At 34.3% G+C, this 20,262-nt stretch carries 18 protein-coding genes; 15 read left to right on the forward strand and 3 right to left on the reverse strand.

Annotated elements, in window-relative coordinates:
* The first annotated feature begins 21 nt into the window (after window positions 1-21).
* Genes yidD through nudC form a run of 3 tightly spaced genes read left to right on the forward strand, consistent with a single transcriptional unit; the run spans window position 22 to window position 2,748 of the window.
* Window positions 22-264 carry a membrane protein insertion efficiency factor YidD gene (gene yidD / locus A9G25_RS11195; protein ID WP_034914994.1) on the forward strand — a complete coding sequence of 81 codons (243 nt, stop codon included), beginning with the start codon at window positions 22-24 and terminating at the stop codon, window positions 262-264.
* On the forward strand, window positions 264-1,886 hold the full coding sequence (gene yidC, locus A9G25_RS11200; RefSeq protein ID WP_065626986.1) for a membrane protein insertase YidC: 1,623 nt from the start codon (window positions 264-266) through the stop codon (window positions 1,884-1,886). The genes yidD and yidC overlap by 1 nt, the downstream gene beginning before the upstream one ends.
* Before the next feature lie 58 nt (window positions 1,887-1,944).
* Window positions 1,945-2,748, forward strand: a complete 804-nt coding sequence (gene nudC / locus A9G25_RS11205; RefSeq protein ID WP_065626987.1) for an NAD(+) diphosphatase — start codon at window positions 1,945-1,947, stop codon at window positions 2,746-2,748.
* Here the strand turns inward: nudC and A9G25_RS11210 are convergent.
* The 3 genes from A9G25_RS11210 to hemB form a co-directional block, all read right to left on the reverse strand.
* Entirely contained in the window at window positions 2,745-3,554 is an 810-nt protein-coding gene (locus tag A9G25_RS11210) for a hypothetical protein (protein WP_065626988.1), read from the reverse strand. The two genes, nudC and A9G25_RS11210, sit on opposite strands and share 4 nt — an antisense overlap.
* A 28-nt stretch (window positions 3,555-3,582) precedes the next feature.
* Window positions 3,583-4,353, reverse strand: a complete 771-nt coding sequence (locus tag A9G25_RS11215; RefSeq protein WP_065626989.1) for a hypothetical protein — start codon at window positions 4,351-4,353, stop codon at window positions 3,583-3,585.
* 283 nt (window positions 4,354-4,636) lie between these two features.
* Complete coding sequence (gene hemB / locus A9G25_RS11220; protein WP_065626990.1) at window positions 4,637-5,650, reverse strand: porphobilinogen synthase; 1,014 nt, start codon at window positions 5,648-5,650, stop codon at window positions 4,637-4,639.
* Window positions 5,651-5,830: 180 nt separating this feature from the next.
* On the opposite strand from hemB, the gene rpsU reads away from it, so the two are divergent.
* The 12 genes from rpsU (at window position 5,831) to nrdR (ending at window position 20,262) form a co-directional block, all read left to right on the forward strand.
* Window positions 5,831-6,046 (forward strand): 30S ribosomal protein S21, encoded by a 216-nt coding sequence (rpsU, locus tag A9G25_RS11225; protein ID WP_034882800.1) that lies wholly within the window; start codon window positions 5,831-5,833, stop codon window positions 6,044-6,046.
* 143 nt (window positions 6,047-6,189) lie between these two features.
* Window positions 6,190-7,971 (forward strand): DNA primase, encoded by a 1,782-nt coding sequence (gene dnaG, locus A9G25_RS11230; protein ID WP_065626991.1) that lies wholly within the window; start codon window positions 6,190-6,192, stop codon window positions 7,969-7,971.
* 80 nt (window positions 7,972-8,051) lie between these two features.
* On the forward strand, window positions 8,052-9,893 hold the full coding sequence (rpoD, locus tag A9G25_RS11235; RefSeq protein WP_065626992.1) for an RNA polymerase sigma factor RpoD: 1,842 nt from the start codon (window positions 8,052-8,054) through the stop codon (window positions 9,891-9,893).
* Window positions 9,894-9,966: 73 nt separating this feature from the next.
* Window positions 9,967-10,938: a bile acid:sodium symporter family protein gene (locus A9G25_RS11240; RefSeq protein ID WP_065607701.1), complete on the forward strand. Its 972-nt coding sequence runs from the start codon at window positions 9,967-9,969 to the stop codon at window positions 10,936-10,938.
* A gap of 69 nt (window positions 10,939-11,007) precedes the next feature.
* On the forward strand, window positions 11,008-12,522 hold the full coding sequence (gene pitA, locus A9G25_RS11245; RefSeq protein WP_065626993.1) for an inorganic phosphate transporter PitA: 1,515 nt from the start codon (window positions 11,008-11,010) through the stop codon (window positions 12,520-12,522).
* 65 nt (window positions 12,523-12,587) lie between these two features.
* On the forward strand, window positions 12,588-13,040 hold the full coding sequence (gene uspA, locus A9G25_RS11250) for a universal stress protein UspA (RefSeq protein ID WP_065589863.1): 453 nt from the start codon (window positions 12,588-12,590) through the stop codon (window positions 13,038-13,040).
* A gap of 182 nt (window positions 13,041-13,222) precedes the next feature.
* Window positions 13,223-13,978, forward strand: coding sequence for an SDR family oxidoreductase (locus A9G25_RS11255; RefSeq protein WP_065626994.1), 756 nt, complete (start codon window positions 13,223-13,225; stop codon window positions 13,976-13,978).
* A 139-nt stretch (window positions 13,979-14,117) separates the two neighbouring features.
* Window positions 14,118-14,447 (forward strand): hypothetical protein, encoded by a 330-nt coding sequence (locus A9G25_RS11260; protein ID WP_065626995.1) that lies wholly within the window; start codon window positions 14,118-14,120, stop codon window positions 14,445-14,447.
* 348 nt (window positions 14,448-14,795) lie between these two features.
* Window positions 14,796-17,252, forward strand: coding sequence for a bifunctional aspartate kinase/homoserine dehydrogenase I (gene thrA, locus A9G25_RS11265; protein ID WP_065626996.1), 2,457 nt, complete (start codon window positions 14,796-14,798; stop codon window positions 17,250-17,252).
* On the forward strand, window positions 17,253-18,191 hold the full coding sequence (thrB, locus tag A9G25_RS11270) for a homoserine kinase (RefSeq protein ID WP_065626997.1): 939 nt from the start codon (window positions 17,253-17,255) through the stop codon (window positions 18,189-18,191).
* Between the two features lie 110 nt (window positions 18,192-18,301).
* Window positions 18,302-19,591: a threonine synthase gene (thrC, locus tag A9G25_RS11275; RefSeq protein ID WP_065626998.1), complete on the forward strand. Its 1,290-nt coding sequence runs from the start codon at window positions 18,302-18,304 to the stop codon at window positions 19,589-19,591.
* A gap of 218 nt (window positions 19,592-19,809) precedes the next feature.
* Window positions 19,810-20,262: a transcriptional regulator NrdR gene (gene nrdR / locus A9G25_RS11280; RefSeq protein WP_065626999.1), complete on the forward strand. Its 453-nt coding sequence runs from the start codon at window positions 19,810-19,812 to the stop codon at window positions 20,260-20,262.

Raw genomic sequence — 20,262 nt, forward strand, 5'->3', positions numbered from 1 at the left:
CATATTTATGCATTTAACTATATGATAGTTAATGTTTTTGTGTTTTTTGTTCGTGTTTATCAACGTTTTATTAGTCCTTTATTAGGTCCTAAATGTCGCTTTACACCGACATGTTCACAGTATGCAATAATTGCGCTGAGACGCTTTGGATTAATAAAAGGTGGTTGGCTAACCGTTAAACGTGTATTAAAATGTCATCCTTTACATGAAGGAGGAGAAGATTTTGTTCCTCCAAAAATTAAAACCAATAGAGAAAAACACTAATGGGATCTCAACGTAATATTTTAGTCATTGCTTTACTTTTTGTATCTTTTTTTATTTGGAAAGCGTGGGAAGAAGATCACACACCTAAACCTCCGATCGAAAACCAATTAACACAACAAAGTGATGATGGCTCAATAGCTGGTGCAGTAGGTAAAACAATTACTGTAAAATCAGATGTGCTGTCACTCACTATTAATACTTATGGTGGGGATGTTCAGGCTGCACAATTATTGAAATATGAGCAAACGCTTCATTCTGGTACGCCTTTCCAATTATTAACATCTCGTCCAGATTTTGTTTATGTTGCTGAAAGCGGGTTAACAGGTAAGGATGGTCCTGATAATGCAACTCAAGGATCAAAACGTCCAGTCTATCAAACTGAAAAGTCAGAATATGTTTTAGCTGATGGGCAAGATGAATTGCGTGTTCCTCTTAATTATCAAGTTAATGGTGTAAGTTATACTAAATACTATATATTACACCGTGGTAGTTATTCTATTGATGTTCAGTATGATATTAATAACCAAAGCAGTGCACCTGTTGATGTTGCCATGTATGGTCAATTAAAACAAACAATTAAATTACCTGATGATATTCCAACCGAAGGTGGTAGTGGATTAGGGCAAAGCGCATTCCGTGGTACAGCTTACTCTAGTTCTAGTTCTAATTATAGTAAATACAGTTTTGATGATATCAAAGATAAAGCTTTATCGGTTGAGACTCAAACGGGTTGGATTGCGATGTTGCAACACTATTTTGCTTCCGCATGGGTACCAGCACAGGATAAAAATAATTTATTTTATTCTCGTGCAACGGCTAATAATTCTCAAGCAACAATTGGTTTCAAAAGTGAATCGGCAGTTATTCCTGCTGGGAGTTCACAAATTATTGGCGCAAAATTATGGTTAGGACCAGAAATTCAAAGCCAATTGAAAGAAACAGCCAATCATCTTGACTTAATTGTTGATTATGGATGGTTATGGTTCTTATCACAACCGTTGTTTTATTTGTTAAAGTTTATTCAGAGTTTTGTTGGTAACTGGGGCTTCTCAATTATTGTTATCACATTTATTGTTCGAGGTATTTTATTTCCATTAACTCGTGCTCAGTATCGTTCAATGGCGAAAATGAAGTTATTACAGCCTCGCATACAAGCTTTAAAAGAGCGCTATGGCGATAATAGGCAAAAAATTAGTATAGAAACAATGGCACTTTATAAGCAAGAAAAAGTGAATCCATTAGGTGGTTGTTTGCCATTAATTATCCAAATGCCGATTTTTTTATCATTGTTCTATATGTTAAGTAGTACAGTTGAACTAAGACATGCGCCATTTGCACTTTGGATTTATGACTTATCAGCGCAAGATCCTTACTATATTTTGCCTTTATTAATGGGTGTCAGTATGTTTTTAATTCAGAAAATGTCTCCAACACCTGTTACCGATCCACTACAACAAAAGTTAATGACTTATATGCCATTAATCTTTATGTTGTTCTTCTTATGGTTCCCATCAGGTCTAGTTTTATATTATATTATTAGTAACTTATTCACGATTGCTCAGCAACGCATTATCTATTGGGAACTTGAGAAAAAGGGACTTCACGAGAAGAAAAAGAAATAGTATCGATTAAAAGGAGGAGTAATCCTCCTTTTTTGTTTTTATTTTTGGTGTTAATAATATGAATATACAGCAACAATTTAATTTAATAGGTAATGAAAAAGGTTATTGGTTTGTAAGTGCTAATGGACGATTATGGCTACCTAATGGTGAAGTTCCTGTTGGGAGTGCTGATAAATTTGGTTTTACTAATAAACTTGCTCAACCAATAGGTGAATGGAATGGGCAAACAGCTTGGCTGATTTGTGATGAAATGAAAAATGCGATGAGTTCAGTTCGTTCATTACTTGATAGAACAGATCAATCATTATTTAATTTAGCTGGTCGAGCAGTGCAACTTTCTGAGTTCTATCGTTCCCACAAATATTGTGGATATTGTGGGCATGAGATGTATATCAGTAGCACGGAATGGTGTTGTCTATGCGATCACTGCAAAGAGCGCTATTATCCACAAATTTCACCATCTATTATTGTGGCTATTCGTCATAATAATAAAATTTTATTAGCAAAACATGTTAGGCATAATCAAGATAACTTATATACCGTTTTAGCTGGTTTTACTGAAATCGGTGAAACAATGGAAACCGCCGTTGAACGAGAAGTATTTGAAGAATCAAAAATAAAAATTAAAAATATTCGTTATGTTGGATCGCAACCTTGGCCATTTCCAAATTCATTAATGATGGCTTATTTAGCTGATTATGATAGCGGTGAAATAGTGGTAGATAAAAACGAACTCATTGAAGCAAATTGGTACCATTATACAGAGTTACCTAAAATTCCTGAGTATGGCACCATTGCTAGACGCTTAATTGAGGATACAATTATAGTTTGCCGCGAATATGATGAATATGGCAATGACTAATTATATTGAATTGTTCTTGTTAGATTAACTGTTTTTGATTCGTCACCTGTTGTAATACACACAGCTTTAGTCCAATCACTGTTTGGATTATAATCTGAATAAGTACAAGTCTCTATTAGTTCTACTTCTTGTTCGTTTTTATCATTAATGATGATGTCTCCATTTGATGATAATTTAAATGTTTTGATAATAGTTTTTTCTAATTGATTGTTTGCGTTATATACAAATGCTTTTTCTTGAGCCAACACAGGGAATTTTGTTTTTTCATCTACAGGAATATAGGCATTATATAATACGAGTTCTACAAGATTGTTGTCATAAATAATTTTGCTGTTAAAAATGATATTATTTTCTGCAAAATGCGATAGAGTTGTTTCAACTAAACGATCTTGTTCATCGAACTCTGAACTTGCGACGATATCATTTTCATTGTTTTTCATACCTAGTATATTTTGGGATGAATCAAAAGTAATATCGTAAACGTTTCTGGTATCGCCCATGCCGTAGTTATATTTAGCTGTATCGTAATTAATTTCGCCATGTAGCCCTTCTAAATCGTAATTAGCAACAAAGCCTTTGTCATTGTAGTTAATTATCTTAGTTGATGAGCCTTGAATATGCTGCTGTTTAATCATTTTACTAAATGGTAATAGCTCTGGCTCAGTATGGAAAAGATAGCTATTAATAACTGCTGTTGGTAGTTGTGATAAGGATTTTTCGTTAGATGTTTTTTTATCATCGCAACCGTTAATTAGTAATGTACTGCTAATTATGCACGTATATAAAAATAAATTATTTTTTCTCATAGTTCTATTTTCCTTTTATCCTGTTTTCTTATTTATTTTTGCACCAGACTGCAAGTGCTTCACATTGCCAATCTTTCATCATATAGTACCAAGCAGATCGCCATTTACGTACTGTATCATTGTGTAAATTTAAAGCTTTTCCTATTTGTGAGTTACTAGCCCCAGAAACAAGTAACTCAATGAATTGTAACCATAATTCAGGTTTTGGTATACGGTTTAAACTAGTGTTGCTTAAAAGACTAAAGCTATGTCGACATCGTTTACAGCGATAGCAAGTGCGAGAACCAATTTTGGTTGTTTCTTTAGATCCACAGTGTTTACAAGTTGGATTTTGTTCATTCAATAAGGCAGTTACTTTAGCTTTAATGGTATTGTATTGTTTCGCTAAAGATGGCATTAGTTTTGTTTGTTTTTGATGTGTATACCAGTTATGTAATGATGGATAATAGTTTTGAAGATAGTTAATAATAGCTCGATCTCGTCGTATAACTTTTTCGAGCGATGTTTCGAGGTTGTCCGCAATTTCTTTATAACCCATTTTATTTATTCGGTTGGTAAAAATAAACTCTAACCAATTATAGGGCATTAAACGATTGAAAGGAGTATTGGTTGAAACGGTAAAATATTTATCACAATCTTTACAACGATATGTTTTATTGGGTTTTGAACGAATTATATAAAATTCAGTTTTTTTACAGAAGGGACAAGATTGCACATGTTGCGATGTTATTTTTTCTAGGTCATGATGAAAAGCTTTAAATTCATCATGTAATTCGTTTGGTACGAGTTCATAAATCATTTTTCATTCCCTTATCGCTTATCCCCGTAAATATTATCAGATTTTTACATAAACATATAGCTTTCCTGAAACTTTTTTACATTTTCTAGTAAAGTACAATAATTGTCCAAGCATAAATATGATAATTAATGTTTATTTATAGCTTTCTTATACTGGTGAATTAAAAAGAAGTGAAAAATTGTTACTAAATAATATGATTGATAATGTGATTTGATGAATATGAGATATTAGATAGTAATTAAATGCTCCTTCCAATTTGGAAAGAGCAGTATTTCAAAAAATATTATTTTTGTTGATGCAACCATTCGGCTACTTGTTTGGCAAAGTAAGTTAATACGCCATCGGCACCAGCACGTTTAAAGCAAAGTAAAGATTCCATAATTGCTGATTTTTCATCTAACCAGCCGTTTTGAATTGCCGATGTTAACATAGCATATTCACCAGAAACTTGATAAGCAAAAGTTGGGACAGCAAAGGTGTCTTTTACTCTTCGAACGATATCAAGATAAGGCATACCAGGTTTAACCATGACCATATCCGCACCTTCACTTAAATCTTGATAGATTTCTTGTAATGCTTCGTTAGTATTAGCTGGATCGAGTTGATAAGTTTTTTTATTGCCACCTTTTATATTTTTCGCTGATCCGACCGCATCACGAAAAGGTCCATAAAAACTTGATGCGTATTTTGCGGAATAAGCCATAATTTGTGTGTTAAAAAAACCGTGCTTTTCGAGTTCATTGCGTATTGCGCCGATGCGCCCATCCATCATATCACTTGGCGCAATAATGTCTACACCTGCTTGAGCTTGCATTAACGCTTGTTTAACAAGCGTTTCAACAGAGATATCATTTTGAACATACCCTCGTTCATCAATAATGCCGTCTTGCCCATGCGTGGTATATGGATCAAGTGCGACATCAGTTAGTACACCGAGCTCTGGAATTTCTTTTTTTAATGCTCGAACAGCTTTTGGTACTAATCCATTTTTGTTATATGCTTCTTGCGCTAATAAAGATTTTTTTGATGGTTCAATAGCAGGAAATAGTGAAAGAACAGGAATTCCTAGTTTAGCTACTTGTTCTGCTTCTTTTAACAATACGTCAATACTCATTCGATTAACGTTTGGCATCGAGGGAATTGATTCAGTAATATTATTTCCTTCAACAATAAAAACTGGATAGATTAGATCGTTGACCGTCAAACTATGTTCTGCAACCATACGACGACTAAAGTCATGGGCACGATTACGGCGTAGGCGGCGCTTTGGATATTGACCAGTAATTAATGATGGCATGAAATACTCCTGTTTATTCTTAATTTGATTTATTATCTGACTCTATATGCTGATTAGCAAATTAATTTGTTATCTTATAATAATTCTATTTTTTACTTTACAACATATATTGATTGAGGGTAAAATTGCGCACTAATTTTAGTCCTTTGTGATATTAAACAAATTTGAGGTGAGAGGCACATGCCAGTAATTAAAGTACGTGAAAATGAACCTTTCGATGTAGCGTTACGTCGTTTCAAACGTTCTTGTGAGAAAGCAGGAGTTTTAGCTGAAGTTCGTAATCGTGAATTTTATGAAAAACCAACTACTATTCGTAAAAGAGCTAAAGCAGCGGCTGTTAAACGCCATGCTAAAAAGTTAGAAAGAGAAAACGCTCGTCGTACTCGCTTATATTAATATTTTAAGATTATTTATACTGAAAACTAGGATTGATATTAAAAATCAATTTATTATCTTTTTGATATAAAGAATTCTAACAAGCCGTATTTTGATACGGCTTGTTGTCTTTTTATAATACTATAATTGGTTAAAGTTTTATCATGAAAGGTCTTATTCCTCGCGATTTTATCTTGGATCTAACTGCTCGAACCAACATCCTTGATGTGATTGGTAAGCGGGTTAAAATGAAAAAAAAGGGGAATAATTATTTTGGTTGTTGTCCTTTTCATGATGAAAAAACAGCTTCGTTTTCTCTTAATGAGAAAAAACAGATCTTTTATTGTTTTGGATGTGGAGCATCTGGATCTGTTGTTAATTTTCTAATGCAATATGAGCGGCTATCTTTTCCTGAAGCTATTGAAGAATTAGCTAGCTTGCAAGGAATTCGTGTCCCTTATATTGATAACGATAAAAATCAAATTGATCAATCAAAGCACATTGAATCTAGAAATGTACGTCGAGATCTATATACTTTGATGGGCAAAATCACCGATTTTTATCAGCAACAATTAGCATTATCTACATCTACTGATGCTCAAAAATATCTTGAGCAACGGGGACTCAACGCAGAAATTATAGCACGGTATAGAATTGGTTTTGCGCCTAATGACTGGCGGTTAACTTCACAAAGTGTGGTTAAAACAAAAGCTGAAGAAGCACTTTATGAACAAGCCGGCATGCAAGTCAGCCACGATAGGGGTAATCAATATGACCGTTTTCGTGGAAGAATCATGTTTCCTATTCGCAATAGACAAGGAAATATTATAGCGTTTGGTGGACGAACTATCATTAATGATTCTGCAAAATATATTAATTCGCCAGAAACCCCCATTTTTCATAAAGGCTTTCAACTTTACGGACTTTATGAAACGCTAGAAGTCAATCGTAATCCTCAGCAACTGATGGTGGTTGAAGGCTATATGGATGTGGTTTCGCTTGCTCAATATGGCATTGATTATGCTGTTGCTGCTTTAGGTACGGCTACATCAGAGGAGCATATTAAATTATTATTTAGAGCAACCGATTCGGTAATATTTTGTTATGACGGCGATAATGCTGGGCGAAGCGCTGCTTGGCGAGCACTTAATGTTTTATTACCTTGCTTAATCGATGGTAAGAAAATTACTTTTGCTTTTTTACCTCAAGATGAAGATCCAGATAGTTTCGTGCGTAAAGTCGGTAAGGATAATTTTGAAAAATATTTAAATGAATCTTCAAATTTATCGAAATTTTTATTTGATGAACTGTTGAAACAAGTTGATTTAAAAACGGCTGAAGGAAAAGCGAAATTGAGCTCGCTAGCTTTACCGCTACTTGATCAAATTAAGGCAAAAGCCTTTAGATTAAATTTATTGCAGAAGCTCGGTAATTATTTAGGTTTACTTGATGTATCTCAATTAGAAAAATTAATTCAAGAAAATCGTTCCCAACGTGATGAAAAGGAAAATGAAAAAGCTCCTACATCACAAATGAAATTAACAACGATGCGAGTTTTAATTGGTTTATTACTTCAATATCCTAATCTTGCTGAGCAAGTTTCTGATATAAATGTGATTCGTCAGGTTAAAATGGCTGGGATCGAGATTTTTGTTGAATTACTTGAACTATGTCAACGTTATCCCAATATAACTACTGCACAAATATTAATAGAGTGTATGGATAGACCGTTTTATAAGCAGTTGAATCGTTTATCCACATGGGAGTGTCATTATCAAGATGGTGAAATAGGCTCAATTTTTTCACATACTTTAAAAGAGTTATATGATAATATACTTGCCCAAAGGCAAGATGAACTAATCGCAAAAGAGAGAGTCTCCGGCTTAAGCATCGCAGAGAAAAAAGAATTGGCGACTTTAATACTTGTTTTATCAAAAAAAGACTAAATATATAGAGTACATGTAGATTCCTGATATTGTTCTACATATATAATATAAATGACCAAATAACTAAAATGGATACCTTTATGGAGCAAAATTCTCAATCACAGTTAAAACTCCTAATCATTCGAGGTAAGGAGCTAGGATACCTGACCTATGCTGATGTCAACGACCACTTGCCTGAAGAGATTATTGATTCAGATCAGATTGAAGATATTATCCAAATGATTAATGATATGGGGATTCAAGTTCTTGAAGAAGCCCCTGATTCTGATGAGTTATTGCTTTCAGATAATGTCCCTGATGAAGAGGCCGTTGAAGCAGCAACAGCATTAGTATTATCTAATGTTGAGTCAGAAATTGGTAGAACAACCGATCCTGTTCGTATGTATATGCGTGAAATGGGGGCAGTTGAACTGTTAACGCGTGAAGGCGAAATCGATATTGCTAAGCGTATCGAAGATGGCATTAATCAGGTTCAAACTTCAGTATCCGAATATCCAGAAGCTATAACTTATCTATTAGAGCAATATAATTTAATCGAAAGTGGACAAGTTCGTCTATCTGATTTGATTACAGGTTTTGTTGATCCAAATGCTGAAGAAGTCGTTGAAGAGTTACCTGAAGATTTAGAAGTTAGTGAAACCGAAATTGAAATTGATGATAGCGATGATGATAGTGAGGATGATGAAAACGAGGCATCAACTGATGATGATGTTTCTATCGATCCCGAAGTTGCAAAAGCTAAATTTGCCGAATTAAAAGATCAACATGATAAAACGTCTGATGCTATTAAAAAATATGGTCGTGCTCATAAAAAAGCACAAAAAGAGATCGAAAATCTATCAGAAATATTTAAACAATTCCGTTTAGTTGCTAAGCAGTTTGATATTCTTGTTAATAACATGAGAAGCATGATGGAGCGTGTTAGAACTCATGAACGTGTTATTATGAGGATTTGCGTTGAAAAATGCAAAATGCCGAAAAAACTATTTATGTCTTATTTTACTGGCAATGAAAATAGCATGGATTGGTTTAAGAAAGCTTTATCATCGAAAGGTGCGTTTGCGGCTAATTTAAAAGATTTTGAAACTCAAATTGCTGTTCAAGTTGATTTGTTACAACAAATCGAAACTGAAACAAGCCTTTCTATTGAGCAAATCAAAGATATTAATCGACGTATGTCTATTGGCGAAGCTAAAGCGCGTCGAGCTAAGAAAGAAATGGTAGAAGCTAACTTACGACTAGTTATTTCTATTGCGAAGAAATACACCAACCGAGGATTACAATTCTTAGATCTTATCCAAGAAGGTAATATTGGCTTGATGAAAGCAGTTGATAAATTTGAATATCGTCGTGGTTATAAATTCTCAACTTATGCAACTTGGTGGATCAGACAAGCTATTACTCGTTCTATAGCTGACCAAGCAAGGACAATCCGTATTCCGGTACATATGATTGAAACAATTAATAAGTTAAATCGTATTTCTCGCCAAATGTTACAGGAAATCGGTCGTGAACCAACACCTGAAGAGTTATCGGAACGCATGCAAATGCCTGAAGATAAAATTCGTAAAGTGCTTAAAATTGCTAAAGAGCCAATTTCGATGGAAACACCAGTTGGTGATGATGAAGATTCGCATTTAGGTGATTTTATTGAAGATACTGCGCTTGAGCAACCGCTAGATGCGGCGACTTCTGAGAGTTTACGTAGCGCAACGCGCGATATTTTATCAGGATTAACGCCTAGAGAGGCGAAAGTGTTACGTATGCGATTTGGTATTGATATGAATACAGATCATACGCTAGAAGAAGTTGGTAAGCAATTTGATGTAACTCGTGAACGTATTCGTCAAATTGAGGCTAAGGCGCTGAGAAAATTACGGCATCCAAGTCGATCTGATGTGCTTCGCAGTTTCTTAGAATAAATTTTATCTTTCTTGTATATCGCCACTTTTGTGGCGATTTTTTTATTTTTGTTAATCAAAGATACTAAAAATCATGAATATATTTCAACGTGTTAAGATTGATTCATTCTTATTGATTCTAATTTGTGTTGTGATTACAGCTAGCTTTTTTCCTTGTGAAGGGCAGGCTAAAACAGTTTTTGAATACCTTACAACTTTTGCTATTGGCTTGCTATTTTTTATGCATGGTGCAAAACTTTCTTTTCAAGCAATTGTCTCTGGTATTAAAAATTGGCGATTACATTTGTTAATATTTACAACTACATTTGTAATATTCCCAGTTTTAGGCATGATGATGCAGTTACTAGTGCCCACTTTTTTATCGCACGATATTTATTTAGGTTTTGTTTATCTTTGTGTTTTACCAGCAACAGTGCAGTCAGCAATAGCATTTACTTCAATAGCTAAAGGTAATGTGGCAGCAGCTATTTGCAGTGCCTCAGCATCAACGTTATTGGGGGTGTTTATTACCCCGCTTTTAGTTGGATTGTTAATACATACTCAAACCTCGGCATCAATGAACATAATTGATGCCATTACCTCTATTATGCTGAAACTGATGTTGCCTTTTGTTGTCGGGCATTTATCTAGACGTTTTATTGGTAAATGGATAGATAAATATAAAAATATTATTTCTAAAACAGATCGTTTGTCGATTTTATTAGTGGTTTATGTCGCGTTTAGTGATGCAGTTGTTAATGGTATATGGTCGCAAGTTGGTTTTTTATCGTTGTTGAATATTATATTTTTCTCAATTATTCTGTTGGTTATAGTTTTATTTATTACCACTTATAGTGCAAGATTTTTTGGTTTTAGCAAACAAGATGAAATCACAATTGTATTTTGTGGTTCAAAAAAGAGCCTAGCAAGTGGCATTCCAATGGCAAGTGTTATCTTCCCCATGTCGATGATGGGTATTTTGATCCTACCTTTAATGATCTTTCATCAAATCCAATTAATGATTTGTGCTTTTTTAGCTGCTCGTTATGCTAAAAGAAAAATATAAAAATTGTTTTGCTCATTAGCTTATTCTCAAGGATAATAGTGGCGCTAATTAACAACAGAAAGATATATTATGTTTCATCTATTTGCTGATTTAGAATTTTCAACCATTATATTATTAGTCTTAGCTTTACTTTTTGTACTCTTTTATGAGGCTATTAATGGATTTCATGATACTGCTAATGCTGTTGCCACTGTTATTTATACAAGGGCATTGAAAGAACAACTTGCCGTTTTTATGGCCGGAGTATTTAATTTCTTTGGCGTACTACTTGGTGGGCTTAGTGTGGCTTATGCCATTGTGCATTTGTTACCAACTGATTTATTACTTAATGTAAGCTCTGCTCATGGGCTTGCTATGGTATTTTCTATTTTATTTGCAGCAATCATTTGGAATTTAGGTACTTGGTTTGTTGGTATTCCTGCATCAAGTTCACATACTTTAATTGGTTCTATTATTGGCGTAGCACTTGCAAATGCATTGGTTATGGATACATCAATTATTGACGCACTTAATATTCCTAAGATGATTCAAATCTTTTTATCCTTGATTGTTTCACCAATAGTTGGTCTTGTTATTGCTGGATTAATGATCTTTTGTCTGCGTAAGTATTGGACACGTAAAGGACAAAGTAAAAAGAGCAGTAAAAAAAGAGAACGTATCTTTATGACTCCAGAGCAGCGAGAAAAACTTTATGGTAAGAAAAAGCCACCTTTTTGGATCCGAATAATGCTTATTATTTCTGCTGCAGGTGTGAGTTTTTCTCATGGTGCTAATGATGGACAAAAAGGTATTGGTTTATTAATGTTAGTATTAATGGGTATCGCTCCTGCTGGCTTTATTGTTAATATGAATGCGTCTACCTATGATATTACTAACACTCGTAATGCTATTGATAATATTCAGGAGTATTTTGTTACTCACAATGATGATCTAACTACGATAATAGGTAAACAACCTGCATTAGACACAAGTATTCCAGAAGGCGATTTGAATAAGTATCATTGTGATTATTCACATTCATTTATCACACTGGGTATTGCTCATAATTTATTTAATAAAATGAATAATTATGAATCACTCACTGTTGAACAACGTTCACAAGCTAGACGCATATTATTATGTTTATCGGATACTGTTTCGCATGTTGCTAAACAAGCTAACGTGACAGCAGAGGAAAAACAATATCTGAAATCTTTGAATAACGATTTACTTAAAACTGTTGAATATGCGCCGATTTGGATCATTATTTCGGTAGCTTCAGCGCTAGCAATTGGAACAATGATAGGGTGGCGTCGTGTAGCTATTACTATTGGTGAAAAAATTGGTAAAAAAGGAATGACTTACGCACAGGGTGTGTCTGCACAAATCACTACGGCTTTATCAATTGGGATTGCAAGTTATACTGGTATGCCAGTATCAACAACTCAAGTTCTTTCTTCATCTGTGGCAGGTACAATGATTGTTGATGGTGGTGGCGTTCAAAGTAAAACCATTAAAAATATTGCGTTAACTTGGATTTTAACACTTCCAATTTCAATTTTGTTATCTGGGGCACTTTTTTGGCTTGCTCAAAAATTGATTTAGTAGTAAAAAGAGAGTATCAATTTTGTAGTTTTACCTGACCGTTAAATTGGAAGGAGTAATGTATTATGGCTTATAAACACATATTAGTTGCAGTGGATTTATCACCTGAAAGTGAAGTTCTTGTCGAAAAAGCAGTTTCTATGGCTAGGCCATATAATGCTCAAATATCCTTGATTCATGTTGGTATTAATTATTCTGATCTTTATACTGGTTTAGTTGATATTAATATGAATGATATGAAAGACCGAATTACTGAAGATGCACATATTGCATTAAATAAACTGGCCAATGATGCGGGATACCCTATTGCTCATACTCTTTCTGGGAATGGCGAATTTGACCAAGTATTAATCGAAGCAATTCATGAATACGGCGCTGATCTTGTCGTGTGTGGTCACCATCAGGACTTTTGGAGTAAGTTAATGTCTTCTGCTCGCCAACTTATCAATAATACACATATTGATACCTTGATTGTTCCACTAAAAGATGAAGAACCAGCGGAAGAACCTGCTAAATAAATTATTAAATATCAACCCGCTTAATTAGCGGGTTTTTTATAGATATTAGATAGTTATTTTTGTAAAAAACTTTCAGGTAATTATGTGTTTCAGTATATTTTTATTTACTACTTTTTGTTTGTGCATATAGTCGTTTATCGAAATATACTCCAATTTTAACTTAGTTTATAAGGGGATTTAATATGAATATAGCTTTGGTTACTGGTGCATCCTCTGGATTTGGGCAAGCTATTTGCCGTAAACTTATAGCAGATGGTTATAAAGTTGTAGGCTTAGCTAGACGTGCAGATAAACTACAAAACCTTGCAGATGAATTAGGTGCTAATTTCTTTTCATTACCATTAGATATAACTAAAAAAGATGCAGTAAACACTATTTTATTGCAACTACCAAATGAATTTAAACCCATAGATATTTTAATAAATAATGCAGGTTTAGCATTAGGTCTAGAACCTGCTTATGAAGCAGATTATAATGATTGGGAAACAATGATTGAAACTAATATTATTGGGCTAGTAAATCTAACTCGACAAATTTTACCCGAAATGGTTGAGCGCAATTTTGGTTATATTATTAATCTTGGATCTGTGGCTGGTACTTATGCTTATAAAGGCGGAAATGTTTATGGTGCATCTAAAGCTTTTGTTAAACAATTTAGTGCTAATTTGCGTACCGATTTATTAGGAAAAAAGGTTAGAGTTACTAATATCGAACCAGGATTATGCGGCGGTACAGAGTTTTCAAATGTTCGCTTTCATGGCGATAACCAAAAGGCGGCAGAGGTTTATCAAGGTGTTGAATTTATTACTCCTGAAGATATAGCCAATACTGTCTCTTGGTTAATTAATACACCGAATCATTTTAATGTTAATTCAATTGAAATAATGCCTGTTGCACAAGCATCGGCAGGATTGTCTGTTTGTAAAGAAATCAAATAATATAACTTTTATTATTAAGTTTTTTCTATTGATTTTTAGTGAAAATTAAAAAAATTTGTTTAGCAAACAAAATAGACTTGCACTTATGCTAATGGGTTGTTATTCTTTCTCCTTATGATTTTGATTGAGGTTTATGGCAATGACATTTTCTGAAGTAACGAAAACATTTGCGACAAGTTTGCCTGGCACTGATAGTTATGTAAAGCTAAGAAAGGCAATGAGAGCACTAATTCAAGATGATCCAAAAAATGCATCGGTTTATTTTTTGATTTTTGGATTTGCTCGTACATATGTTATGTTATATGAAGATCAAGAAGTATCACCACAATTTGCCGAAGATAATCAAAAGCTAATGTTATCGTATCTTAATATTTTAGATGAAGCATTAAAAAAACAAGATGAAAAGTGCCTATATCAAGCATTGAATAAAGTTGTTAATGAATACGAAAATAGCAAAAAGGTTTTTTAAAATTACAGCCTGACATAAAAATGTCGGGCTGTTTTGTTTTTAGTTTAATTAAATATTTCTTAGGAAAGATCATGATAATTTTAGTTAATATGACAGGAATTATTAGCACCTTAGGTACTATTATGCGATCTAGGGCGGGTTGATTTTTTCAATAAATATTAAAAAACCCGCCCCCTAAAGGCGGGTTTTTATTTTGCATGGAAATAAAGTAGTTAACCTGTGCAAAAAAATTAAAAATGGAATTAGCATGAATAAGACTACAAGATTTTCGATACCTATAAATAAGTTCTAAAAACTATAATTATAGATAGTAATGGGCATAAACTAAGATAATAAGTAAGGTGTGATATGAAAGTTTTAAAATTTGGAGGAACATCTGTTGCTAACGCAGAACGCTTTTTGCGAGTTGCAGAAATTATTGAAAATAATGCTAAACAAGAGCAAATCGCTACTGTTTTATCGGCACCTGCTAAAATTACCAACCATTTAGTAGCCATGGTTGAAAAAACGGTTGCTGGGCAAGATATCAAAAGTAACATTTATGATGCTGAAAAGATATTTGCAGATCTATTAGCAGGTCTTGCAAAAGCTCAACCTAATTTTGCTTATGAAGAGATGAAGCATTTTGCTCTTAATGAATTAAATCATGTTAAGCAATTACTTGAGGGTATCCGTTTACTCGGTCAATGTCCTGATAGTATTAATGCATCAATTATTTGTCGTGGAGAAAAGCTATCAATTGCTATTATGCAAGAACTTCTCAAAGCAAGAGGACATACGATCACGGTAATAGATCCTGTTGCTATGCTTATTGCAGAAGGTGATTATTTAGAATCGACTGTTGATATACCACAGTCAACTCATCGAATTGCTGAAATGCACATTCCACAAGACAATTTTATTCTAATGCCTGGTTTTACTGCCGGTAATGAAAAAGGTGAATTAGTTGTGCTTGGACGAAATGGTTCTGATTATTCTGCAGCCGTATTAGCAGCTTGTTTAAGAGCAAATAGCTGTGAAATATGGACCGATGTTGATGGAGTTTATACTTGTGATCCCCGTATTGTACCAGATGCCAAATTACTAAAAACAATGTCTTATCAAGAGGCGATGGAACTTTCATATTTTGGAGCAAAAGTGCTTCATCCAAGAACTATTTTACCTATTGCCCAATTTCAGATTCCTTGTTTAATCAAAAATACAAATAACCCTGATGCGCCAGGCACATTAATTGGTGCTAATATTGTTGACTCAACCACACCTGTGAAAGGTATTACCAATTTAAATAACATGGCAATGATCAATGTTTCAGGTCCTGGATTAAAAGGTATGGTTGGTATGTCGGCACGTGTTTTTTCTGCGATGTCTTATGCTGGCATTTCAGTTGTACTTATTACTCAATCATCATCTGAATACAGCATTAGTTTTTGTGTGCCACAAACAGAACTTTATCGTGCGGAAGAAGCTTTAAGTGATGAATTTTTCTTAGAATTAAAAGATGGATTACTTGAACCGATCGAGGTGATTGAAAGGCTTGCTATTATCTCTGTAGTAGGTGATGGCATGCGTACCTTACGTGGTTTATCAGCTAATTTCTTTACAGCATTAGCCAGAGCTAATATTAATATTGTTGCTATAGCACAAGGTTCATCTGAACGCTCAATTTCAGTTGTAGTTGATAATGATGTTGCTGTAATGGGCGTTCGTGTTGCGCATCAGATGTTATTTGGTACTGATAAAATGCTTGATGTCTTTGTTATTGGTGTTGGTGGGGTTGGTGGTGCGCTTGTCGACCAAATCGGACGTCAACAGAAATGGCTTAAAAACAAACAGATTGATTTGCGAGTATGTGGTTTGTTTAATTCTAAACACAGCATAACCAATAGAGACGGTATTGATCTTAGTAATTGGCGTGATCAAATCAAACAGAGTGATACTAAATATTCATTAGATAGTATTATTGAGTTTGCCAAATCTAATCGATTACTTAATCCGATTCTTGTTGATTGTACTTCTAGTAGCGAAGTATCTGACAAATACGCTGATTTTTTAGCTAATGGCTTTCACGTCGTTACACCAAATAAAAAAGCAAATACTAGCTCAATGGCCTACTATTTACGCTTACGCCAAGAAGCTGCAAAAAGTAAGCGTAAATTCCAATATGATACCAATGTAGGGGCTGGGTTACCGGTAATTGAAAATCTTCAAAATCTACTTAATGCAGGTGATGAGTTAATCAAGTTTTCGGGAATTCTATCGGGATCACTTTCTTTTATATTTGGTAAACTTGATGAAGGCATGTCACTGTCTGAAGCAACTAAATTGGCTAAAGATAAAGGTTTTACTGAACCCGATCCTCGAGACGATCTATCTGGAACCGATGTAGCTAGAAAGTTACTTATTTTAGCTAGAGAATCAGGTTTACAATTAGAATTGGATCAAATCAATGTCGAGTCCGTATTACCTCTTGAATATGCACAAGGTAGCATTGATGATTTCATGGCTAAATTACCGCAGTTAGATGCACAGTTTAAAGCAAAATCTGAACAAGCAGCAAAAGAAGGTAAAGTTCTACGTTATGTGGGTAGTATAGAAAAGCATCAATGCAGTGTTAGAATTGAAGCTGTCGATAGCGAAGATCCTCTTTATAAAGTCAAAAATGGCGAAAATGCCTTAGCTTTTTATACTCGTTATTATCAACCTATTCCTCTTGTATTACGTGGTTATGGTGCTGGTAATGATGTTACTGCAGCAGGCGTTTTTGCTGATATTTTACGTACAACATCAGGTAAAATCGGAGGTTAAATGACTCATAAATCTTTAACTGTTTATGCGCCTGCATCAATGGCCAATATTAGTGTTGGTTTTGATATATTAGGCGCTGCAATTAGCCCGATTGATGGTACTATGCTTGGTGACTGTATTACAGTTAAATCTGCTAAAGAATTTTCCCTTACTAGCAAAGGTCAATTTGTCAGGAAGCTACCACGTGATCCAAAATGTAACATTGTATTTCAATGTTGGCAGCGATTTTGTCAAGCAATGGGTAAAACTTTACCTGTTAGTATGACTCTTGAAAAAAATATGCCAATTGGCTCAGGTTTAGGTTCAAGTGCGTGCTCAGTAGTTGGTGCATTGGTTGCATTAAATGAGTTTTTTGGTAAACCGTTTAATGAATTTGAGATGTTATCCATGATGGGAGAACTTGAAGGCCGTATTTCGGGCAGTGTGCATTATGATAATGTTGCGCCCTGCTATTTAGGAGGGATGCAACTTATTCTCAATGAGATGGGTATAATTAGTGAGTTGATTCCGCACTTTGATGATTGGTATTGGGTGATGGCATATCCAGGTATCAAGGTATCAACGGCTGAGGCACGTGCAATTTTACCTGCTCAGTATCAAAGATCTGATTGTGTAGCACATGGTCGCTATGTGGGGGGATTTTTGCATGCTTGTTATACCAAACAACCTAAGCTGGCTGCCACAATGCTTTTTGATAATATTGCTGAACCTTATCGTAAACAGTTATTACCTAATTTTGATGAAACTCAAAAAAGGGTTAAGCAGCTTGGTGCTTTGTCATCGGGTATTTCAGGTTCAGGACCAACAATGTTTGTGATTGCCGATAAACTTGAAACAGCTCAGCAAATTGAATTATTACTTAAAAAATATTATTTACAAAATGATGAAGGTTTTACTCATATTTGTAAAATTGATACTCAAGGAACAAGAGTTATTTAATGATTACTATAAAAAGTAGAGTTAAATATAACAAAAATGCCAATTATTATTGAACAAGTTGATATTAAAAAGAGTGAAATATTACAGCATAAAGATACCCGGAAAATATTATGAAATTATATAACTTAAAAGATCATTCCCAGCAAGTTAGCTTTGCGCAAGCAGTTCAACAAGGATTAGGAAGAGGACAAGGTTTATTCTTTCCTCAAGAATTACCTAAATTTTCATTAGCTGAAATTGAGTCGTTATTAAAACTTGATTTTATTACTCGAAGTGCCAAGATCTTATCTGCTTTTATTGATGATGAGATTAGCCGTGATGATATGCATAGACTTGTTAAAAATGCATTTCAATTTCCTGCTCCAGTAACTTCAGTGGAAGCAGATATTGGTTCATTAGAGCTATATCATGGACCAACATTGGCATTTAAAGATTTTGGTGGACGCTTTATGGCGCAAGCGTTAGTGCAAGTTGCCGCTGACAAAAAAATTACTATTTTGACTGCTACTTCTGGCGATACTGGTGCGGCTGTTGCTCATGCGTTTTATCATTTACCAAATATTCGCGTCGTGATTTTATATCCAGAAGGTAAAATTAGTCCATTACAAGAAAAGTTATTTTGTACTTTGGGTGATAATATACATACAATTGCTATTCAAAGTGACTTTGATGCGTGTCAAGCCTTAGTTAAAAAGGCATTTGATGATGATGATTTGAAAAAAACAATAGGTTTAAACTCCGCTAACTCAATTAATATTAGCCGATTATTAGCACAAATCTGTTACTATTTTGAAGCTTTTGCACAACTCACATCAACCCAACGTGAACAGTTAGTTATTTCTGTGCCGAGTGGAAATTTTGGTGACTTAACAGCAGGTTTACTTGCGAAAACAATGGGATTACCTATTAAACGCTTTATTGCTGCAACGAATGCCAATGATACAGTACCTCGTTATTTAGAAACCGGTAAGTGGGAACCTCACACAACCATTGCGACATTATCGAATGCAATGGATGTAAGCCAGCCAAATAACTGGCCTCGTATTGAAGAGATTTATAAGCGTGAGGGATGGGCCCTTAAATCACTCGGTCATGCTACTGTTTCTGATGAAGTTGCAAAGCAAACTGTTTGTGAACTTGATCAAAAAGGTTACTTATCTGAACCTCATGGTGCAATTGCTTATCGAGCACTGCGTGATCAGTTACAAGAGGGTGAATATGGACTATTTTTAGGTACGGCACATCCAGCTAAATTTAAAGAGGTCGTTGAAGATATTTTAGGTAAATCAGTTCCATTGCCTAAAGAGTTAGCAGAGCGAGCTGATATGACATTGCTTTCTCATTGTATGCCTGATGATTTTGCTAAATTAAGAGATTTTCTCATTAAATTAAATTGGTAAGTGTTTTATGCCACCAAATAGGTGGCTAATTTTTGAATGTTTGGTGAATCTTCATCATCATATATTTTAATACTATCGATGGTGAAACTAACATTTAAGGTGAATAAGCCATACATCCTTTTCTAGTATAGTGATTAACGTTACAACAATTAAACCCTTGTTTAAATCAAAATTTTCAGATATTGTAATGATTATTTTGTTGCCGTAAGGATACTTTTATGCACTGTCCTTTTTGTAATACAGATGATACAAAGGTGATCGACTCACGTCTTGTTGGTGAAGGATTTCAAGTCCGTCGTAGGCGGCAATGTGTTGAATGTAATGAAAGATTTACTACATTTGAAGTTGCTGAATTAATTATGCCTAATGTCATTAAAAGCAATAAAGTTCGTGAACCATTCAATGAAGATAAATTACGTAATGGTATGAAAAGGGCTCTTGAAAAACGTCCAGTTAGTTTTGATGCCATTGAAGATGCGATTACACGTATAAAATCTAAACTAAGAGCAACAGGTGAACGTGAAGTCCCAGCAAAATTAATTGGTGACTATGTGATTGAAGAACTTAAAAACCTAGATAAAATTGCTTATATTCGTTTTGCTTCGGTTTATTTTAGTTTTGATGATATTGAACAATTTAGTAATGAAATTGCTAAGTTACAACAAAAGTAA

The organism is Gilliamella sp. Bif1-4 (genome assembly GCF_001690535.1).
Taxonomy (GTDB): domain Bacteria; phylum Pseudomonadota; class Gammaproteobacteria; order Enterobacterales; family Orbaceae; genus Gilliamella; species Gilliamella bombi.